Origin of the sequence: Wolbachia endosymbiont of Chrysomya megacephala (assembly GCF_008245065.1) — a bacterium.
In the GTDB taxonomy this organism is placed as follows: domain Bacteria; phylum Pseudomonadota; class Alphaproteobacteria; order Rickettsiales; family Anaplasmataceae; genus Wolbachia.
Genome location: NZ_CP021120.1, coordinates 1,128,519 through 1,148,624 on the forward strand (window position 1 = coordinate 1,128,519; position 20,106 = coordinate 1,148,624).

Sequence of the window (20,106 nt, forward strand, 5' to 3'; positions counted from 1 at the left end):
TAAGAAAATGCCAAGAGCAACAGCTGAAGCGAAACATATTGAACACAAGCTTGAGTTAATAGAATTATTACTCACTGAACCAATTAATCCAGGTAACAGTAAGGGTAACCCTGTTCTCTCAGTAAATTTCGATGCACCTAAGGGATTTGCTGAAAAGTTTAGTTTATTTCTTCGTGAAACTCCAAATATTGGTTCAACATCTAGTCCTGAGTTTTTTATTCATAGCATATTAGGATCGATTTTAACCCTTCCTAATAGTGGTCTAGTAGAAAAGCTTGGCATCAATAAGGTGTATATTAAGCGTACTAATTTGAAAGTAGAGGGATTGAAAAATGAGATTAGCATTGTAAAACTATGCTTTTTTCTTGAAAAAAGTGGAAGAAAACAAGTGGTTCTTAGAGCTTTTACAAATGATCAAATTACAGGTTATGGGGATTTAAAACGGAAATATTGTTATAATGATGATGAACTTAAAGAGATAGCAAAAACACTAGAGATCTCTGACATAGATAACACAGATATAAATGAGTATTCGTTTCATATGCGTACTGAAGAAGATTTAGGCAACCTGTCATTCGAACTATATAGAGAACAAAGAGATAGAGTAAAAGAAAAATTTAAGGATTTGGTGTCTTCTCCATCTCAAACTAGTGAATTTGAGGAGATCAATATAGGTCGGTCTACAAGTCTTGAAGGTGCATTTAAACAGCTTTCTGATAAGAGTATAGATCAAGTAATAGTTGGTATTAGAGAAATTTTTCTTGAACTGGCCGAAATATACAAAAGTAATCAGGGAAAGTTTTCACTGGGCAACTCAGAAGCAGCATATCATAGGTTTGTTTATGGAGCTTTAGCATTAAATTTTAAATATCGTTATGGTCTTAATTGTTATGTTGAACGTGCTGCAGGTAACGGACGTGCAGATTTAATACTTATGTCACGTACAAAAGATGCAAATGGTAGGATAAATCCTAAACCTGTTCCAGTAGTTGTTGAGTTTAAAGGAGAAGGTCATACTGCTGATGAAGCTATAACACAGATCAAGAACAAAGGTTATTTGTATAACCTCAGCATTAGAACTAAAGCAGAAGAGGCGGTTATAGTGGGAATTAGTTATGCTGAAGTAAAGACAGAACAAGCTAAGATTTTTCAATCCCAAGGTTTTGTGCATCAATTATTAGAAGGTGCTAAAGATTTTGATGGCAATGAAGCAAAGGAAAATTTAAAGGCAGAACTAAAGAACTTATATCACTTGATACCAAGTAAGGATAAAAACTATTTAAGCAAACTAGTGTTCGGACAGATTTTAGCTATGGATAGTATAGATAAAAATATTTTCACTTATCAGAATGAAGATAGAAGTATAGGAAGAGAGGCTACTACATTTCTACTATTCAATCAAGGGGAAGATAGAGCAGTAATATTAAATATTATAGAACGTAGTGGTGAATTAAGAGAACTTAGAAGGCAAAAGAGATTTGACAGTAATAAAATTCCTCCAATTGATGAACTGGATATTGATTCTGCAGTTAAAATCGACCTGATAATAAACACAGGAGTAAAGAATAACCTAGGTGGGTTTGAAGTAGGAGAAAGAAAAGATAAGTCTTATTTTCAGGATATAAATATAAAAGAAGTCTCTCATAACTCTAAAAATAGATACAAGGGTAAATTTGAAAGAATAGGGAATGTTGACGTAAATAGCTTAATTGAACAATTACGTGGAATTGATGTTGTAGACTTGCTTAAGGAAAGTAAAGATGAAGAGATGATGGGAAATAAGTTAAAAGAGTCACTATCTCCTTTAGTAGAAGCTTTATTGCCTTTTAAGGAATTAATAAAAAGAGAAGTGGACTTTCAAGCAATAATGCAAGGGTTATTGATAAATGGAAAAACGCAAGATGGTAAAGAGATTAAAGTGTATGTGGAATCTAATATATCTTCATTAGGGAAAATGGACCTGGCGCTATCTTTTACATATTTGCAAGGAGATGAATCTACTATTGAGGAAGATGAACCAATTATCATAGAATTAAAATGTGCTAATAGTAGTGTAAAGAAAAAATTAGGACATGCAGAAAAACAGATGAGTGACAAATATAAAATTCTTAGATCTTTTACTGATAAGAGAACAGCCAAGTTTTTAGCCATGGTTTTTAATCAATCTAGTAGGTCCGATAAAGATTTAATTACAGCAAGCATAAAAAGTATTGAAGTCTATCATACCACATCTCAAGGTGAGATTAGCTCTCCCGAAAGAGGTGGTGCAAGAAAAAGGCTAAGGCTTGAAACTGGGCCTCAAATGGAATGTTTAGAAGCTAAAAGAAGAAAAATAAGAAATATAGGCATGTACTGCATAGACTCACGTGATGAAGAAAATATTACAGAGGAAGAAAAAGAGCAACGTATTAAAGAGTTGTTTAATGCTAACAAGGTAGCGGAAAGAGTAAAGAATATTGAGTTTTATGATCAGCTTTTCAAAGTTTCTGAACGAATCTCTAGAGGTGAAGCTACAGACCAAAATGTTGAAGAAGCATTTATTGCAAAGGTTAAAAATGTAGATCTAAATTCAATAGACCCAGAGATCAAGGATATTGTAAAGGAGATGAAAGAAAATAAAGAAGAAATCAAAAATATTCTCAGAGGATATGGGGTAGCAGAAAAAATAGGGAAAGTAGCAGAAAGTGCAGGTTTTGCCTTTACAGTATTTTTAGTTGGTAAACATATAGCAAATGGAGATGTAGAAGGCCTAGGTTATGATGCATTAAATCTCTGGGTAATGCCAAAGATTGGTGAGAAAATCTCTGGAAAAATATTAGGATTAGGAGAAAAACTTGATTCTCAAATGCTAAAGGGGTTTGCCCCAGTTATGGGACCTGCTATAGGTAACTTTGCAGCATTTTTAGGGTTAGCAGAGTCGATAAAAGCTCGGGAAAGTGCAACGAATCCTGTAGATATAAAGATTGCTGACCTAAACATCGCAACTAACTCCATTTTTATAGCTGCAGATGTACCTGCGATTGTTACTGAGACAATGTCAGCCGTAGGAATAGAAGCTGGAGTAATGGGAGAATTTGCTGGTCCAGTTGGTACTGCTATTTCAGTTGCTGTTATTATTATATCGCAATTTGTAGAAGCAGAGCTTGAGGTAGAGAAATTGGAAGAGCACATAAATCTTACAGATCAGGAGAAGCATGATTTGTATTGGGATTTCTTTCTTGGTAAAAAAGTACCAGATTATATAGAAAATGATATAGAGGCAGAAAGTATATATAAACAATATGTATTAAAGCTTATAAGCCAATATAAAGGTAATTATGATAAAATAGTTATGTCGCTGCCTTATATATTGGTTACAAAGGAAAAGCGTGTTTATGGGGAAATACAACTCCTCAGAGTTTATTGTCGTACTAACACAAAAATAGTTGATACTAAGTTTGATTTTGGATTCAATACGAATGTTACATATCCATTTCATATCAGTGATATTAATTCTAGAGTGATTCCTACGAACATTGAAAGTTATAGTGTCGTTTGCGGACCACACGATAGCGATATTAAAGTACAAATTGATAATCCTCCCTGTACTGACTGTGTTGTAAATGGAATTGGCTCAGGATGTGATAACTTATATGATCATAGTAATGTATTACTAAATAGAACATTTGAAAAGTGGTTTTTACAAGAATACCCTAGCGACTGTTATAATGCGGTTATATACAGAAATAAGAATTTCCGTGGGTATGGAAGCGTATACTATATAACAGCTCAAAATGCTAATATTAATGTTGTTTTTCAAGAAAAGGATATTTTAAATGGTGATCGAGGTAGAAGAGGTAAGGTAGAAAATAGGTACTATTTTGAAAAGTCATTAGATAGTTGCAAGGTGTATAACTCAGGTAGAAATTTCTTTTACATAGCAGGGAAGTTCTCTTGTGATTTAGGAGCAGATAGACAAAAGAATATAGTTATAACACAAGGTAATCTTACTACAGATTCAATAAACATACATTCTATTATCGGCAGTAATAGAACTAATTATATAAAGTTCTCTAATGCAGATTATGTAGATGGTAAGGGTGGAAATGATATAATAACAGCAAAAAACTTTGCTACAATAAAAGGTTATTTTGGTGATTCTATTCACGGAAGTGGCTTAGTATTATTGCCGATAAATTTTAGTGATATAGATAAAATAACTCATGTTAACGACAGAACAAATATTTATAATAAAAGTGGAGATTCTATAAGTGTAGATAAACAGACATTAATAAAAACAGCAGATGGTTTGTTTGTAACTCCAACGAAAGTAGAGAGTAATACTGGAACAGTAGCAAGTCTACAAATAACAAAAAGCGTTGGTAGTGATGTTATATTAGATGATGAGTTAGATAAGTTGCAAACAATAGATAATCGGAACTTTAATATTACAAAGCAATTATCAAGTACTAATTATCGTAGTACTATAGGTAGTTTTAGTAATCATATTTTTTATCCTGATAAAGAGCACCATAATTTTTACTGGGAAGCTCCAAGTAATATAAACCATCTTTATCTTTTCGATGAAAAAAGTGCTAATATTACGATTGCTCAAGCAAATGGTATATTAGACTTTAGTCAATTAAATAGCACATTAAATGATATACAATTTGCAGAGAATAATGAAGGAGAAATAAAGATTAACAAAAGTAGACTAAATGTAACCCTGCTACCAGATTATAAAGATGTTACGGTAACATTTGATAGGGAAAAATATTATAAACTTCAGAATGGTGAACTAGAGCGTGATTATTGTTCTCATAGCTTAAAAATAGATGGAAGATTTAGCGTTAATGGTACTGATCTGTTAAATCATTATAATTGTTTCACATTTGATTCAGATAAGGTGCTTTTTTTAAAACTCAATAATGATTTGCTATTGTTATCAGATAAAGGAGCATATATCACAGATTACTATTCTTTTGTTCATAGAAACTGGGATTTATCTATAGAACTAAACAATAGAATTATAGAACCAGAAGAATTTGGAGAAAGAGCTGATGATTTTAGTTCTTTCAGGTATTATAAACCAGATGAACAAGGGTTACAGATTTATCATAATCAGCCTATTAATAAGAATGATATTGGTTTAGTTGATTTGAAAGGTAAGTCTATATTAGATTTCGATATGAAAGTTATGAATGATACCTTATTGCTATCACATAAAAATAACACTCTTGTAAAAGTAGAGAACTGGAATACTTATCAACCAGCAAGAGAAATGATGTTTGCTTTTAATGATACAATAGTTTCTAACTCAAAATGTATAGCTTCTACTTGCAATCCACAAGATGTTATAATGGACTTTAATAAAGAAAAACAGAAACAGTATTCTCAGCTAATAAAAACCTCAGGGCCTGAAGAAGCAAAGTCACTTATAAGAAAAGCTATCCAGGAGAATAAGTCGAACTTGCTTGAAGCTCTTCTTGATGGTATGAGAAACAGGGATGATAGATATACTCTTATCAATGCTAAAAACGATTTCGGCGAGACATTTCTGCACCTTGCTATCTCTCAGTGTTTTGTTGATAACGGCGTTAATAACCTAAAAGATACTAAGTTAAAGATTGTAGAGCTGCTGCTTAACAGTGGTATTGATGTTAATGCTCAGGATACCCAGGGCAAGACGTCTTTGCACCGCGTTGTCCTTCTAATGGGTTATTTAGTTCAAAATAATCATGATTTTAGTTTGTTACAACTTCTGATTTTTAAAAATGCTGATGTTAATATTCGTGACAATAATAGTAAGAAGCCTTTAGATATTGCAAGAGATAAAGGTTTCACAAACATAATTTCCTTTTTAGAGAAGGCAGAAAGAAGAAATGAATACGTTGCACCAAAGCATATACGTCATCATAAAAGACATGCTTATCATAGAGGGAACCGTCATCGTTATTCACCTATTGAAAAGACAACAAAAGCTAGAATAGAAGGAAAAGCTATAGTAGGTAAAATTGAGTCTATGATAGATGAAAAAAGTCCTACAGTAGGATATGATGATGTAGAGGTTATGGTAATAGGTGGCATAGAGATTGCTGCAATAAATAGAAAAAAAATCAAAGTGAATAAGGCAGAAGAGGTGCGCTATAAGAAAGCTACAAGCAGAGCAAGTGCACTATCTTCATGGATAAACAGTTTGTTCGGTTCAGTAAAAACCTCAATAGGTCGGTTATTAGATTCTAAACCTACATTGTCTGACGGAGTATCAAGTACTACAAGTCCAATCTCACAAGTTGATTCACCAGTAGATATAAACGGCACAATCATGTTACTTGATGTGCTTATTAGAAAAGTTACAGGTCAAAAATACATTTCTACAGCAGATCAGCACGTATCATTACTGGAAGCGCAGGGCTATGCATTAAATATTACAGAGGAATTTGAGAAAGTAGTAGAGCAAGCTGGATTAAAAAGTGGTGTGTCAATGCATCGATTAAATATTGATTTTGTGGAAATACAGAAAGAAGTTACAGGAAAAATCATGAGTGGTAAATTTGATGAGATTTCGGGGATTTTCAACTCATATGTAGAGAAAGCATGTTCTGGTAAAGAAGCTGGTAAATTAAGTCCGAAGAAATTTGAAAAGTTTATAGCTCAATTTAATAAGGGTCTGCTAAATCAATCAATAGAGCAGATATTACACAACAGAGATGGTAGATTAGAAGTTGATGGTACAAAAAAACAGCAGATAAGTTTAGAGCCTCAAAGTTATTTAAGTAATGCTTCAGTTCACAGCCATTCAAAGGACAAAGTATCAACTTGTCTTTCTGATGTAGGAGTAACCAAGCTTGGAAATACTTTGAGTAAGTAGATGAGAATATGGAAGGTATAATATGCCAAATAGTGAAAAGCTTATAATAGAATTTAAAGTGGAGGTGGTAGATCCCCTTAGCAAGTTTGATGGTTCTAATACTAACATGGATGAAGTAGGAATGAGAAGTACAAGACTAGAATTGGGAAATAAATGGTTAATGTACTATCAATATTAAACTTTGTGGTGGGTCTGATAAAACCCCAACTATGGATTAGCCAGCAAAGAAAGGCATAGAAATAGAGGGCTTTTTCGACTGCATGGAATAGGAAATCAGAACAGAAAAAACATGAATTAGGAAATTTGTTGGCGATCTGTGTCTTGTGTGCTCAATCTCAAATTTGTTTTTCAAGGAGTCGAAAACAGTCTCAACAATCGATCTTTTCCTTAGTAAAATCTTCTCTTTAAGTGAAATGAGTACGTTTTTCATACCTTTTTTTACTTTAGTGACGAGTTTTAGGCCTCTATCAAAGAGTTTCTCAAAGAGCTCTTTCTTTATATAGCCCTTATCTCCAAACAAAAGTCCGGTCAGTCTTTTAGTGAGAGTTGGCACAGGTTTTCTGTCATCAACGTTACCTTTGGTTAGAGTAAGTGATTCCAATTTCATTAATTACCAAGTGCAATTTAAAGCCAAAAAACCAACCATATGTGCTCTTACTAATTTCTGCCAAACCATCAAAAACTTTGTTCTTGGAGATTCTTTTTTTGTGGCAAACAGCGATTGTAGAAGTGTCTATGTAGGCAATACCTGTCATTTTTGCTTGTTTGCAGAACCATTGCAAAAGTAATCCATAAAACCCGTGATTTAAGAGCGATAAATCGGTCATATGTTGGCAATTTAGAAAACTCAGATTTATAAAGTGGCAGATAAAGTAGGTAAAAAGCTTTGAAACTTTTGCAAGGGGATTGATGATATAATAGAATTATGGTGAGAATTTCCGAAGTCCGTTATTCTAGTGGGTTTTCTTCCTTTTGATAGGAGCATATTAGCAAAATTATCATCGACTGTGCGACAAAAATCCTCGACGCAACAGTAAAGTTCTGTAATATCTTTCTTCATGGGTAACCTCTTAATTATTGATAAAATACTTGAGCTTACCCTGTTTTCCTCTTCTTAGCTGCACTTTTATCTCTTTATTTAATCCATAGTTGGGGTGATAAAGGAAATTCTGTAGGTATCACAAAAGTCAATTCAATCAAACACAAAAGGCTATACCTATAAAAGAATAAACATCAAGAGAGAAAAATAATTTCTTTAGAAGAATCTCTAAATTATTAAGTCAACACTTATCCCCCTACTATTTCTTCTCACCTTGAGAGTATAGTTTATACCTAAGAAAATCTTACTTTGAAGATACATCAATTTTTTTACCCTCCAAGACCTTTCTTTTGTTTACTAATTTTAGTTGACTTCATTAACACACTACTATTTCTTTCGAAGCTCCCACCTTTTGCAGCTGGTCTAAACTATCGATTGGCCTCATAAGAGTAGATGGGACACCTGATTCTTTCACTACAAAATTTGATTGTTTAATAGTTTCAGCTGACTCTATAAGTATTCTACCGTTTCTTTCAAAACCTTTATCGTTAACAGCTTGTAGAACACTTTTTCCTCCTAAAAAGCAGCTTTCTCCTAGACTTGATTTATCTTTTAATTTGTTAAACTTCTCCTGGTTCTCTCCATCAAGCTTTACTTTTATTATATTACTATCACTAGGATACAGATGAATACTAATCTCGCCTACTTCAGTGGTAAAGGACATTTCAATGCTATCTCCTAAGACATCTGTATAATTTCTTTTTCCTCCTATATTTTCAACTCTTACTATACTCTCTCCAATCTGTAGGATGCTACTTTCTATACTAAAGTTTTCATTCACCTTACTATTCATAACCTTTCCAACTTCAACAATACTGTTTTTTGGCCACCTAAAAAGAACAAGATTGTTATCTACTTCTACTTGCAGATCATCATCTTGAACTTGTTCATTCTTATTTATTAAACCTTCATATGCGATACTTTTCAGTTTGTCCTTAATTTTTTTACACTCTGTAAAAATAGGCTCATCACTTCCCCACATAGTTTCACCTATCATTCTATCATTGTAAAAATCAGACTCTATTTTTGCACCTGCTAATAGTAGCTTATTGACAATATTGAATAAAGGTTCTAAAGCCTCTTCCCACTCATCTATTGCCTCTTCCCCATTGTCCTTATAACGTGATATAGTAGTAGGAGTTATACGCATAACACTGCTAGCATTAGCAATGTCAATTATTTTTTTAAATATAAAATTCGACACACTACGTTCATAGTGATCACAGCGTAAATTTAGCTTTATTTTTCTTTTCAAATGTTCATCTATTAAACGTTCCATCTTTTCTAGAGTGACCTTTGCAGAACTTTCGTATCTATTTTCATGAAACTCTTTCATTATACTTTCCATCTTGTCATGAAATTCATCAATCGAAACTTTTTCGCTTTCAGTTAACAGATTTGCTAAATTCATTAAAATTGAGTTCTCTGGAATAAAAGAACTTTCAACAACAGTATTGTTGTCTTCAACAACGGACTCATGCCAGTCATCAGTTTGTTCTTGATCTAACAATGATGGACTAGGCTCCAGAGTTTGCTGACCAAAACGTTCCATGTGCTGTTCTTCAGTAGCTAATCCACCATTTGCATGAACTTGCTTAGTTCCTAAAATATATTCTAATATCATAATCCCTCAATCTATAGATATATTATGTACATAATTAGCATGAATAAAAGCTAATGCAAGTATAATTTTTCTAATACCAATTTCCGTTAGTTATGAAACACATGAAAAAGAGCTGTTTTTGCCTATAATTGAGAAGTTAAACAAATTTATCATTTGCGTTCCCAACAATGAGTGTTGGTATTAGCTGCATGATGCATACGCTACTTTTAAATTTGATCAAACTTAACTAAAAAAGTAGTGATTTTCAATAATTTACCTACAATCTAATTCATAGTTGGGGTTAGAACAGTGTTACAGAACTTGATTATATACTAAAGCATAATCACTCTAGATGCAAAAGTGGTTAGCTGCATAATTTACCTAGCAATTTCTCCCCTAGAGTCAGAAACTCTTCTTAACTCTTCACGTTCTGTCCATTTGTTGTTAGACTCGCTTATTACTTCAGGATGCATTAATCCACCAGATCTAGCAAAAACACCTTGATCTATAGCTTCAATAACCGATAAACCTCCCAATAAGCAATTTTGCCCTATTTCTTCATGACTTGCTATTTCTTCAAATAGATCTTCATCGCTCACTTCTACTCTTATCAATTTTTTATTGTTCTCATCAGGATATAATCTAACTTCCAATTCTCCCAAACTAGTATAGAAAGTTAATACTATACTGCTGCCTTCTGTAAGATCTGTATAATTCCTTATGCCATCTTCAGTTTTAATTTCTACTTCACTATTACCGATCTTTACTATATTTCTTCCACACTTTACATCTCCATCTGTTAGACCTAAATCCCTTGCCCCATCTGTTATCTTTATAATGTCTATTTTACTATCTTTAGAATATTCTAAGTAAAAAACGGAGTTGTCTACTCTTGCATCTTTTAGCTCGCTATTGGTTGCACTTTTTGCGATTTCAATAAACTTATGAGAATTGCTAATATAATCTCTATAAGCTTTTTTTAGGTTAGTTTTATGCTCTTTAAATTCTGATGTCAGTGTGTTAGCATCAACTGTATTACCAAACACTGCCCCTTTTGATACTAATTGACATATTATATTACTAGCAACTTTAGGATTTTTTTCCAACTCACTGATTTTTTTCATCACATAATCGGTAAAAGTGTACTCATTACCTGAAAAGAAATCTTGTGAAAGAGAATAGTTTAATCGTACACCAGACTTTATAGCATCGTTTACAATCTCTTCAAGTTCAGCCATGTTTTGAGCCTGAAACACCTTATCAGAAAACTCATTTAACTTTTCCTTTTGATTTGAGGTTAAATTAACGAGTAATTTACTGACCTGTCCTTTCTTTTGCTGACGATAAATATTTATACCATAATCTAATGCTCCTGCTTCTAGAAATATTTTTCTTAACTCTTGAGCAAGATCTTCATTATCCCAAGCAAAACGATCAACATACGAAAACACTTTTGATTCACCCATTCCTTGCCTAATATTTAGCACTACTTTTAGGTCTGAATCTCTTTTATGCTTACTTAAAAACTCCTTTAAATTTTTAGTGCAGTCTGAATCGAGTACAAGTAAGTCATACAATTCCTTATTCAACTTTTTCTGTTTATCAGTTAAAAATAATTCTTCTATATTATAGCAGAGTTTATTAGTTGCTATTTGTTGTGGAGTTTTGCCCTTTCTACTTGTTATATTAGGTTTAGCTCCTTTCAAAAGAAGAGAGTTTGCATTATCGTGGTGACCTTTGGCAGCAGCAAGGTATAATGGTGTTTTTCCTTTATTATCTTGTATGTTAGGATCTGCGCCTGCTTCTAAGAGTAAATCTATAGCCTGATTTCCTGTGCGACGAAATCCACCAATGTTTGCTCCTGCAATTGCATGCAATACTGTTGATTGAGATTCTCCTCTTCTTAGGTTAAGAATCACTTTTAAATCTTTATTGTTTTTATTATCATGTAAAAATTCTTCAAGGGGCTCAGTATTATCAAATGAACCACAGTTAGAAGCTAAACATTTTAGAGCACTAAGTAACTTTTTGTTTAAAATTTTTTGACTTGGCGTAAGATCATGGTCCAGAGCAAACCAAACACAAATTTGTTCACTTAATCCAAGTTTGCTATCTATCAAAGATAATGGTTCATTATAGTTTCTGACTGATGGTAAGTCTCCTGAGTACCACATATCATTCATCAGCTCATTTAATAAATGCTCTTTAGATGATAGATGTTCTATAATGGACTCATATTCGAAATCATATAGTTCTGATTTGGATTTTGGCTTTAGTAGATTGATGATAGATTTTACCATCCCAGTAGACTCACTCATACTTACCCCTTAAGCTAAGATATATGATATATTGTATGCGATATGTAACATTAAGTCAATAACCATAATCTTTTTACTGCTCACGTCGTTAAGCTTTTGTTAAGTTTTTATGGTGAGTAACAATGGAGTATATAGAGAGGTTAAAAGTTGCTTATGACTCCAAATTTGAGCTAATTTTACTATAAATCAACATGGTTAAGACCTATACTTGATATCACTACTATAAGAGCATGATGCTTTAAAGGAGCACGGAAACTGCTGAAGCTTATACAGTAACCTGCGGAGCCACTTCAGCAGAATAAACAAACACATGCCAGTATTAGTAGAGAATTATTTATAAGTCAACTAACTTTTTCAAAAATATTTTAGCAAGAACATCAGTGTTGTGAAAAAAAGTTCAAAACCTTCCAGCCTTGGTAACTATTTACACAATACATACTTTTAGCTCTTAGCTATCTAAGGAATTCACTGGAGATTGATTACTATAAATGTAATTCATATTATGCTTAGTAATAAATGTATCGGAAAACGAACTTTTAACAGCACTCCATGTACTCGTATCAGGATCATTTTGTTTTCCTTCTATAACTTTGTCACAAAACTTCCCGACAGCATAACCTACTTAAGATGACTATTTCTTAAGACTAGATCACTGATTAACTGCTCGAGATAGACCTGCTTGTTTAACATAAGGTTGTTGGAGACTACCTGGCTGTTGACCAAAAGCAACCACAGAGCTATGTCTTACATCTACCTCTACAAACTCATTACCAATTTTTATAAGGGAACCTTCATCTGTTGCACCTTTATTAAAAACAGCATATATCAGTTTCACTTTGCCAGCATCAGTAATTACCTTATACGCTTCACCTTCTTTATATCTTTTCAACTGGTCCTTAGCATCTTTTTCTTTTTTATCCAATTCTCCTTTCTTAGCAAATTTTAGCTCTATTCCAACTGGGGGGTATTCTTTTTTTTGATCAGTAGCATTTATAACCAAAATAACATCCAACTTCTCTCCACCACCTATTTGAAATTCAGTAATAACTTTTATATTATCTTCTCCGTAGCTACTAAATAAACCATGCAATACAGCTTGAAATGTAGCCTCATTGCTTATTAATGATTTGAAAGGATGTAGTATATGAGAAATTTCTTCAAATAGTTTTTTGTAATCATCATATTTACCAGATTCTATAGCTTTGCTCAAAGCTGCTTTAAATTTTTTATTTTCCACAATTCGAGTAAAATTACCTTGTAAAATTTCTTTACCTCTTTTGTATTTGTCCAATGAGTCATACGTATTTACTGTAATTCCCTTATTCTTATTACAGTACTGATCAAATGGATTCTTATTACTAGGCGTACTGTATAAGTTACAGGTTATTTCTTGTATCTTTATGTCATTGACGTTTTGAATTCTCCTAATATTTTCAATAGGAATTCCTTTATTATCTGGCACTCTCAATGCAAATTCATTTTTTTCATTTATGTTGAGTATAAGCACCTTCTTACCTAAAGTTAGCACTATAGTTGTAACACAATCCTCAATACTTTCTTTTGCTGCTTCTGGGCGTTTCTGTGATCCAGTAACCATTTTATCATTTTGATCATAAATAAAAATATGTTTACCTAACTTTTCACGCTTAATAATATTAGAAATAAGTACTAGCTGACCTAAGATCATTCTGCTGACATAATTAATATTATCACTTCCACCATTGCTCCAAACAATTCCATAGTAAAGATACTCTAGCTGTGTTCTTATCACCTCAGCATTCGCTGCTTCAGTGCCAAGTAACTTTTCTATTACAGAATTACCTTCTCGACTAAGAAAATTTTCTACATCAATTTTAACATTTTCGTGATGAACCATGTCAAAATTTAATCCTACACAAATAGCTTCATTAGCTATAGTAATCATTCTTATAGAGTTAGAAAAAGAGCCCTTAACATAATCTTGTGCTTGCTTCAATGCTTTTATCACTGTACTTATCTCACCAGTACCTGCTTTAAGCTCAATAATAATAGGAATAGAGCTTAGCGACTTATCAGAACCGCGCACAAGTAAAATAATGTCTGCGTAACCTTTTCCAGCAAATAATTCGAGATAAAGTTTTAGGTGAAAACGATACTTAAAATTTATCAAAAACCCAGCTAAAAACCCATGATGACTTGATTCTTTACCGCTAAATAGAGTTTCTTTTTCATATTTCTTATAGACATTTGTAATATAATTAAACATTCTTCTAGCGTTCTTTTTTACTTCTTCGAAATCTTGATTACTCAATTTTGAAATTAAGCTCTCTAGGTCTTGTTGGTCACGATCTTTTTCTATTTCTGTAAAACCTTTTTGTGAATAATCAGTCTTTTTACTAAAAGCTGGATCAACCTTTCCGTACTTTACTTCTTTTCCTGTAATTGTTATTTCATGCTCTTCTTTTTCTAGTTTATCAAACTCTGCTCCCATTTTCCATTTCTGTGCTATTTTTTCTAACTCTCCTTGAGAGAACTTTAGATGCATGTTACCATCAACTTGATCAGACATCGTTATACACTTAAGTCCCTCATTAGTTAATATAGCTATTTTTAAAGTTCTATTATCATCAAAACGAAAATGAAGTTTTTTAATACCAATTTTAGTAGCAAGTTCTGTGTCTAATACAGTAGCAAACATACCAAAAAAGAAACTAGGGAAAAAGCCTGGCTTTCCAACTGAATGCAAAAAAGAAGGAGATTGATTGATAAACGATTGGAACCTTTTTTGAAAATCTAGGAACTCGTCTTTTGATTTATTTCTCATTAACAGAAGCTGTACCAACTCAAGCGGCTTGACATTACTTGGCATATTACTCCTATTTGCTATGGCTTAAAGATTTTATATTATATGGGGTATCAGTCGTACTGAGACTTGACTGTGGCAAAGTATCACCAGCTTCACGCAAAATTGATTCTTTAGAAGCTTCTTGAGCTAATTTAGAAAATACTTGTTCTCCTAACTGCAATTTTTTACCCCCATGAAATAACTGAATTTTACTTAATACAGAATCTTTAACCTTTATCATCTCTTCACCACTCATTTCTTTTACGTGCTTTAATATCTTCCCTAATATTTCTTCTTTACTTACCCCTTGTCTACTTGGATCCACAATTAAATTTGCTATTGTATATGTAACTGAATAGTCTACAAAAATAGAGGAAATAGATTGCTCCCCGCGGTCTTGAGTTTTTAATTTTATTATACGTTCCCAAACATTCATCATACATTTTTTTGTTTCTTCAGACAGATCTGGATTCTTCAGTACTTGATCTGATAATGAAGATAAAAAAGTTGTGTAACGTTCACATTCAATCTGACTACACAATCGGATTAATTCCATAAAAGAATCAAAGTAATACTGACCTACTAGCACATTCAACACTGCATAATAAGTATTTTCCTTATAACCTCTATCTAGTAATTTTTTCTTTTGCTCATCATCCATTTTAGACAGGCAAAACTCTATGGTGTCTACTTCTTTGTAACCCTTTACTGCAGATAAAGCTGCTTCAATTAACAGATCATCTTTATCTTGACTAGAAATACTGGAATCATTGTGTAATTTATTATAGAAGAACTCTATACCTTCTTCCCAGTTTTTATTAGAATTTATCTGTATGGATTTTTGCAAACCTTCAACTGATTTATATTCGTTTAGTTTTCCAATCTGCTTATCAATAAGAAAAGACCAGAAAGCTTCTATAGGGCTAGTTTCTTCGATATTTTCCAATAATTCTCTTCTCAGATCATCATCAGATCCATCTTCTTCAAAGGCACTTCTCTTAAATCTCATAAATACTTGTTCAAATAATCCAGGAATCTTATCTTCTAGACAATATTTACATGCCAAGTAATATCTATCTGCAAGATCAAGCGGATTTTCTTTTCCATTTTTATTTTTTTCTTCAGTTAGCCTTTCACCAACAGCTTTATTCTTTAATTTTATTCCATCCCAACAAGAATTATCAGAGAATATATCAGAAAAAAAAATTAGTTTTTCCTCATCAAAATCTTCAATTAATTGAATATAAGCCCTCAACCATCTTTCTACTCTAAGGTGTTTTCTTGCTTTAACTTGATTATCGTCGCCTTTAATAGCACCTTTTAATATATCAAGTATTTTATTGTAATTGTGATCCAAACCAGATTCCATACCCGCAACCCCATTTTGTATTTTAATATAAACTTTAGTCTAGTAAATTATCGTTGCCAAGTCAATCTTTTTCTCCAAACCTTACCACTGCACAACAGGAAATTTCTTGAGAGCCAAGTATGATATTTTCATTCTAATAATTAATTATTATAAAACATTTTTATTTACGAAAAAATAGACCTTGTTGTAACTAAAGAAACGTCTATTTTAGTGCTGCAAAAATTTGAATTATTGACTCTTTCTAAAATTGCAAAAAAGGTCGTATATTTGCGAGAACAAGCCGCATAGAAATAAGGTTATAAAAATAGAAGGTTTAAATTATTTTCATAAGCTTAGGCAAAACAGTTCGTACGTAGGTTTAGTAAAAGTGAGCCAATATAGCTGATTTCAGCGTATAATGAAATTATTATCTAGAAAAGTTCGTATGTATCGTTTGGTAGACCAATCCATTCCAAAACAAACTCTTCTCACGTCTCTTGATTTTGAGCACTGGAAATGGTTAATTTGCTTGAGATCTTAATCATATATCTTGCCAAATTAATAGTATTTTACTTGCGGAAGAATTAATAAGCGTATGATAAAAACAGAATTAAAAAAAAATGAAAGATCAGATTGACCTTATCAAGAGGCTCTTATTGAAAATTATTGCAAGTCTAAAATTTTCTATAATATTACTGGCCCTTTAATTTAATCAACAAGTAGTAAAATCTTTTATAGATATTAATCCATTTTTACCTTTTAGTGGACTTATTTATTAATATTAAATTTTGCATTTCTTATAATATTATTTACAGTCTCAATATCATTATTAAAAGAGCGATATGCATTTTCTACTGAAGTTTTATCATCAACGAAGTAGTGATAAGGATTTCGCATGGTTCTGTCGCATCTATAAATTGTAGTACAAGAAGATTGTAAAAACTGGAATTATGAGAGTTATAGAGCCATTAACATAGCAAAATTTTCAAAAGTAGAACCATTATCATTAGCTTTAATAATTTGTCTTTTTTGAATCATACGAATATTTTCTATGCCTGTGATGGTAATCTTTGCAGAATGGAAGCTTTTAAACCCAAGCATTGGTTTTATTAATTTTTTGATAAATCTATGATCTTGTTCAACAATATTATTTAGATATCTTACTTGAAAAACCGTGATTCTATAAGGTTCAGGAATTTCCGTATTCAAGTCATCAAGAGCAGCAATATTACTGCCGCTTTTATCAATTACTACTTTCTCAGGAAGATTATTCCTTCTAAAGGCTTTACGAAAGAATGCAAGTGCTGCAGACTTGTCTCTACGAGTACACAGCAGAAAGTCTACAGTATTGCCGAGACTATCTAGTGCTCTGTATAGATAAACCCATTTACCGTTTAATTTTATGTAGGTCTCGTCCATTCTCCAGCTACTGCCAACCTGCTTCTTCCTTTTCCTCAACTCTTCATCTATCAGTGGCACAAATCTGATAATCCACCTTTGTAGCGTAGCATGATCAATTTTCGCTCCTCTTATACTCATCATTTCTTCCAAATCTCGATAGCTCAAAGAAAATCGACACTTCATGTATACTGATAACATTATTATCTCTGCTGAAAAGCTAAATCCTTTGAAATAGGGCAATAATTTTGGACTAATACGCAACATCTTTGCTTTTTTAAAGATGATTATATTACTTCTTTTCTATTTTCCTACAAATGAAACTGACTTCGCTCTATAGATGCGACAGAACCGCAGAAAGTCTACAGTATTGCCGAGACTATCTAGTGCTCTGTATAGATAAACCCATTTACCGTTTAATTTTATGTAGGTCTCGTCCATTCTCCAGCTACTGCCAACCTGCTTCTTCCTTTTCCTCAACTCTTCATCTATCAGTGGCACAAATCTGATAATCCACCTTTGTAGCGTAGCATGATCAATTTTCGCTCCTCTTATACTCATCATTTCTTCCAAATCTCGATAGCTCAAAGAAAATCGACACTTCATGTATACTGATAACATTATTATCTCTGCTGAAAAGCTAAATCCTTTGAAATAGGGCAATAATTTTGGACTAATACGCAACATCTTTGCTTTTTTAAAGATGATTATATTACTTCTTTTCTATTTTCCTACAAATGAAACTGACTTCGCTCTATAGATGCGACAGAACCGCAGAAAGTCTACAGTATTGCCGAGACTATCTAGTGCTCTGTATAGATAAACCCATTTACCGTTTAATTTTATGTAGGTCTCGTCCATTCTCCAGCTACTGCCAACCTGCTTCTTCCTTTTCCTCAACTCTTCATCTATCAGTGGCACAAATCTGATAATCCACCTTTGTAGCGTAGCATGATCAATTTTCGCTCCTCTTATACTCATCATTTCTTCCAAATCTCGATAGCTCAAAGAAAATCGACACTTCATGTATACTGATAACATTATTATCTCTGCTGAAAAGCTAAATCCTTTGAAATAGGGCAATAATTTTGGACTAATACGCAACATCTTTGCTTTTTTAAAGATGATTATATTACTTCTTTTCTATTTTCCTACAAATGAAACTGACTTCGCTCTATAGATGCGACAGAACCACACTTTTTCCTTACTGTTAAAATTCATGAATGTTGGGTAACTACTATAACATCTTTCTTCTGAAACATCACCCTTGCTAATCAGCACATCTCCTCTTATGCGATAGTGGTAGATATCAGACTTATCAATTTCGAATGAGATAACTTTTCTTGAGTCTTTTATGAGAGAGTCATTTTTGTAATGAGCTATCAGGGCAGTATTATCATCATCTATAATCATATTACCAGGTAGTGGTAGGTGCAAATCACTTTCTTGATCATAAAACATATCTAGTTTTTCCTGTGCAAGAAGCTGCAAATTAAAAAAAAGAACGAAGATCAAAATTCTAAATAAAGAAATACTATACATCTGCAAAATAAAATTAAATAAGAAAAATCTCTTCCTAATCATATAGGTTACTTTAATTCTCTTCTACTCTATTTATTGATATACGTTGAACTTATAGTTTAAAAAAAATTAAACCAAATTCTAAAAATGTGTATAGTTAATAAAAAACCTTATATTAAGCCTGTTAAAACCCTTTTATCAAAATATTACTTTTGGTTAGAAAAAATCCTACAATACTAATTGACATGTTTTAGAACCTGTTTATAATCTTTCGAGAAGCAAAGCAATAAAAGCCAGAACGATCATTTGTAAGGTGGTGTTGAGTTTACGCTCGCAATTTTTCCATAACCTTCTACATTTTTCCAACCAAGCAAAATAGCGTTCCACAACCTATCTTTTGCGCAATACGAAAAACCTGTGCAATTTACTTCACCTCAACAGTTGCACCAATAGTATCTTTTATTTGAGTTGCAAAATTTTCTCCAGTGTAGCCAGCATCAACTAGTATATTTTTAACTTCAGAGAGTTTTGCTTTAGCATTTTTAACCATTTTTATAGCACTGCTACGATCAGCTGCTTCTGCCGTTTTATATGAATTGCGTGTGGAAGACCTTGTGTATCAACTACGATATGACGCTTTATACCTGAAATCTTTTTACCTGCATCATAGCCTTTACTTTCAGCGTTATCTGTATTTTTAACACTTTGAGCATCAATTATACAGAAACTGGTTTTCTCTTTCTTACCATTGTTCTTTCTAACTAATTTTTTTTAAACACTCTCCAAAGTACTTTCTTTATCTTCCCATTTTTTAAAGTAGTCGTAACAACTTCTCCATTTTGGAAACTCTTGTGCTCCACTGGCAACAGCTTTTGAGGACATACAGCACTCCACAAGATACATCATACAAATCAAGTCTTCTTGGCTTTGTTTTTTTCTACAAGATTCTAGATCTGGTAAAATTATCTTGAATTTTTCACGACTTATGTCACTTGGGTATACACTTCTCATATATCTAACTTATATGCATTATCTCCTACTTTATTCCTTCTTTGATATCATGTACATTTTCTTAAATGTTGTTATATTGGAAGATTTCCCTTAACTTAACTTTTATAGTCAAAAAGAGGAAAATCTTCTCCCTT

The 20,106-nt window shown here is 32.5% G+C and carries 8 protein-coding genes and 4 pseudogenes; 2 read left to right on the forward strand and 10 right to left on the reverse strand.

The window, feature by feature from the left end; genetic code table 11:
• Positions 1–7: 7 nt before the first annotated feature.
• Together CAI20_RS05425 and CAI20_RS06585 are read left to right on the forward strand one after the other, a co-directional pair.
• On the forward strand, positions 8–6,850 hold the full coding sequence (locus CAI20_RS05425; RefSeq protein WP_149168923.1) for a latrotoxin-related protein: 6,843 nt from the start codon (positions 8–10) through the stop codon (positions 6,848–6,850).
• 22 nt (positions 6,851–6,872) lie between these two features.
• Positions 6,873–7,028 carry a hypothetical protein gene (locus CAI20_RS06585; protein WP_167495309.1) on the forward strand — a complete coding sequence of 52 codons (156 nt, stop codon included), beginning with the start codon at positions 6,873–6,875 and terminating at the stop codon, positions 7,026–7,028.
• Between the two features lie 36 nt (positions 7,029–7,064).
• Here CAI20_RS06585 and CAI20_RS05430 read toward each other — a convergent pair.
• From CAI20_RS05430 to CAI20_RS05475, 10 genes and pseudogenes are all read right to left on the reverse strand, one after another.
• Positions 7,065–7,910, reverse strand: a pseudogene (locus tag CAI20_RS05430) (IS982 family transposase).
• 355 nt (positions 7,911–8,265) lie between these two features.
• Positions 8,266–9,573, reverse strand: coding sequence for a hypothetical protein (locus CAI20_RS05435; protein WP_019236482.1), 1,308 nt, complete (start codon positions 9,571–9,573; stop codon positions 8,266–8,268).
• 356 nt (positions 9,574–9,929) lie between these two features.
• A complete protein-coding gene (locus CAI20_RS05440; protein WP_149168924.1) occupies positions 9,930–11,870 on the reverse strand; it encodes an ankyrin repeat domain-containing protein in 1,941 nt (646 codons plus the stop codon).
• 649 nt (positions 11,871–12,519) lie between these two features.
• The gene (locus tag CAI20_RS05445) at positions 12,520–14,718 is read right to left on the reverse strand and encodes a hypothetical protein (RefSeq protein WP_096097234.1); all 2,199 of its coding nucleotides are present in this window, start codon (positions 14,716–14,718) and stop codon (positions 12,520–12,522) included.
• 7 nt (positions 14,719–14,725) lie between these two features.
• The gene (locus CAI20_RS05450) at positions 14,726–16,063 is read right to left on the reverse strand and encodes a hypothetical protein (RefSeq protein ID WP_149168925.1); all 1,338 of its coding nucleotides are present in this window, start codon (positions 16,061–16,063) and stop codon (positions 14,726–14,728) included.
• 936 nt (positions 16,064–16,999) lie between these two features.
• Positions 17,000–17,707 (reverse strand): IS6 family transposase, encoded by a 708-nt coding sequence (locus CAI20_RS05455; RefSeq protein ID WP_149168876.1) that lies wholly within the window; start codon positions 17,705–17,707, stop codon positions 17,000–17,002.
• A 90-nt stretch (positions 17,708–17,797) separates the two neighbouring features.
• Positions 17,798–18,127: pseudogene (locus tag CAI20_RS05460) on the reverse strand (IS6 family transposase); the annotation flags it as partial.
• A gap of 90 nt (positions 18,128–18,217) precedes the next feature.
• Positions 18,218–18,547, reverse strand: a pseudogene (locus tag CAI20_RS05465) (IS6 family transposase); the annotation flags it as partial.
• A gap of 36 nt (positions 18,548–18,583) precedes the next feature.
• The gene (locus CAI20_RS05470; protein ID WP_149168926.1) at positions 18,584–18,901 is read right to left on the reverse strand and encodes a hypothetical protein; all 318 of its coding nucleotides are present in this window, start codon (positions 18,899–18,901) and stop codon (positions 18,584–18,586) included.
• 321 nt (positions 18,902–19,222) lie between these two features.
• A pseudogene (locus tag CAI20_RS05475) lies at positions 19,223–19,972 on the reverse strand (IS5 family transposase).
• Positions 19,973–20,106 lie beyond the last annotated feature (134 nt).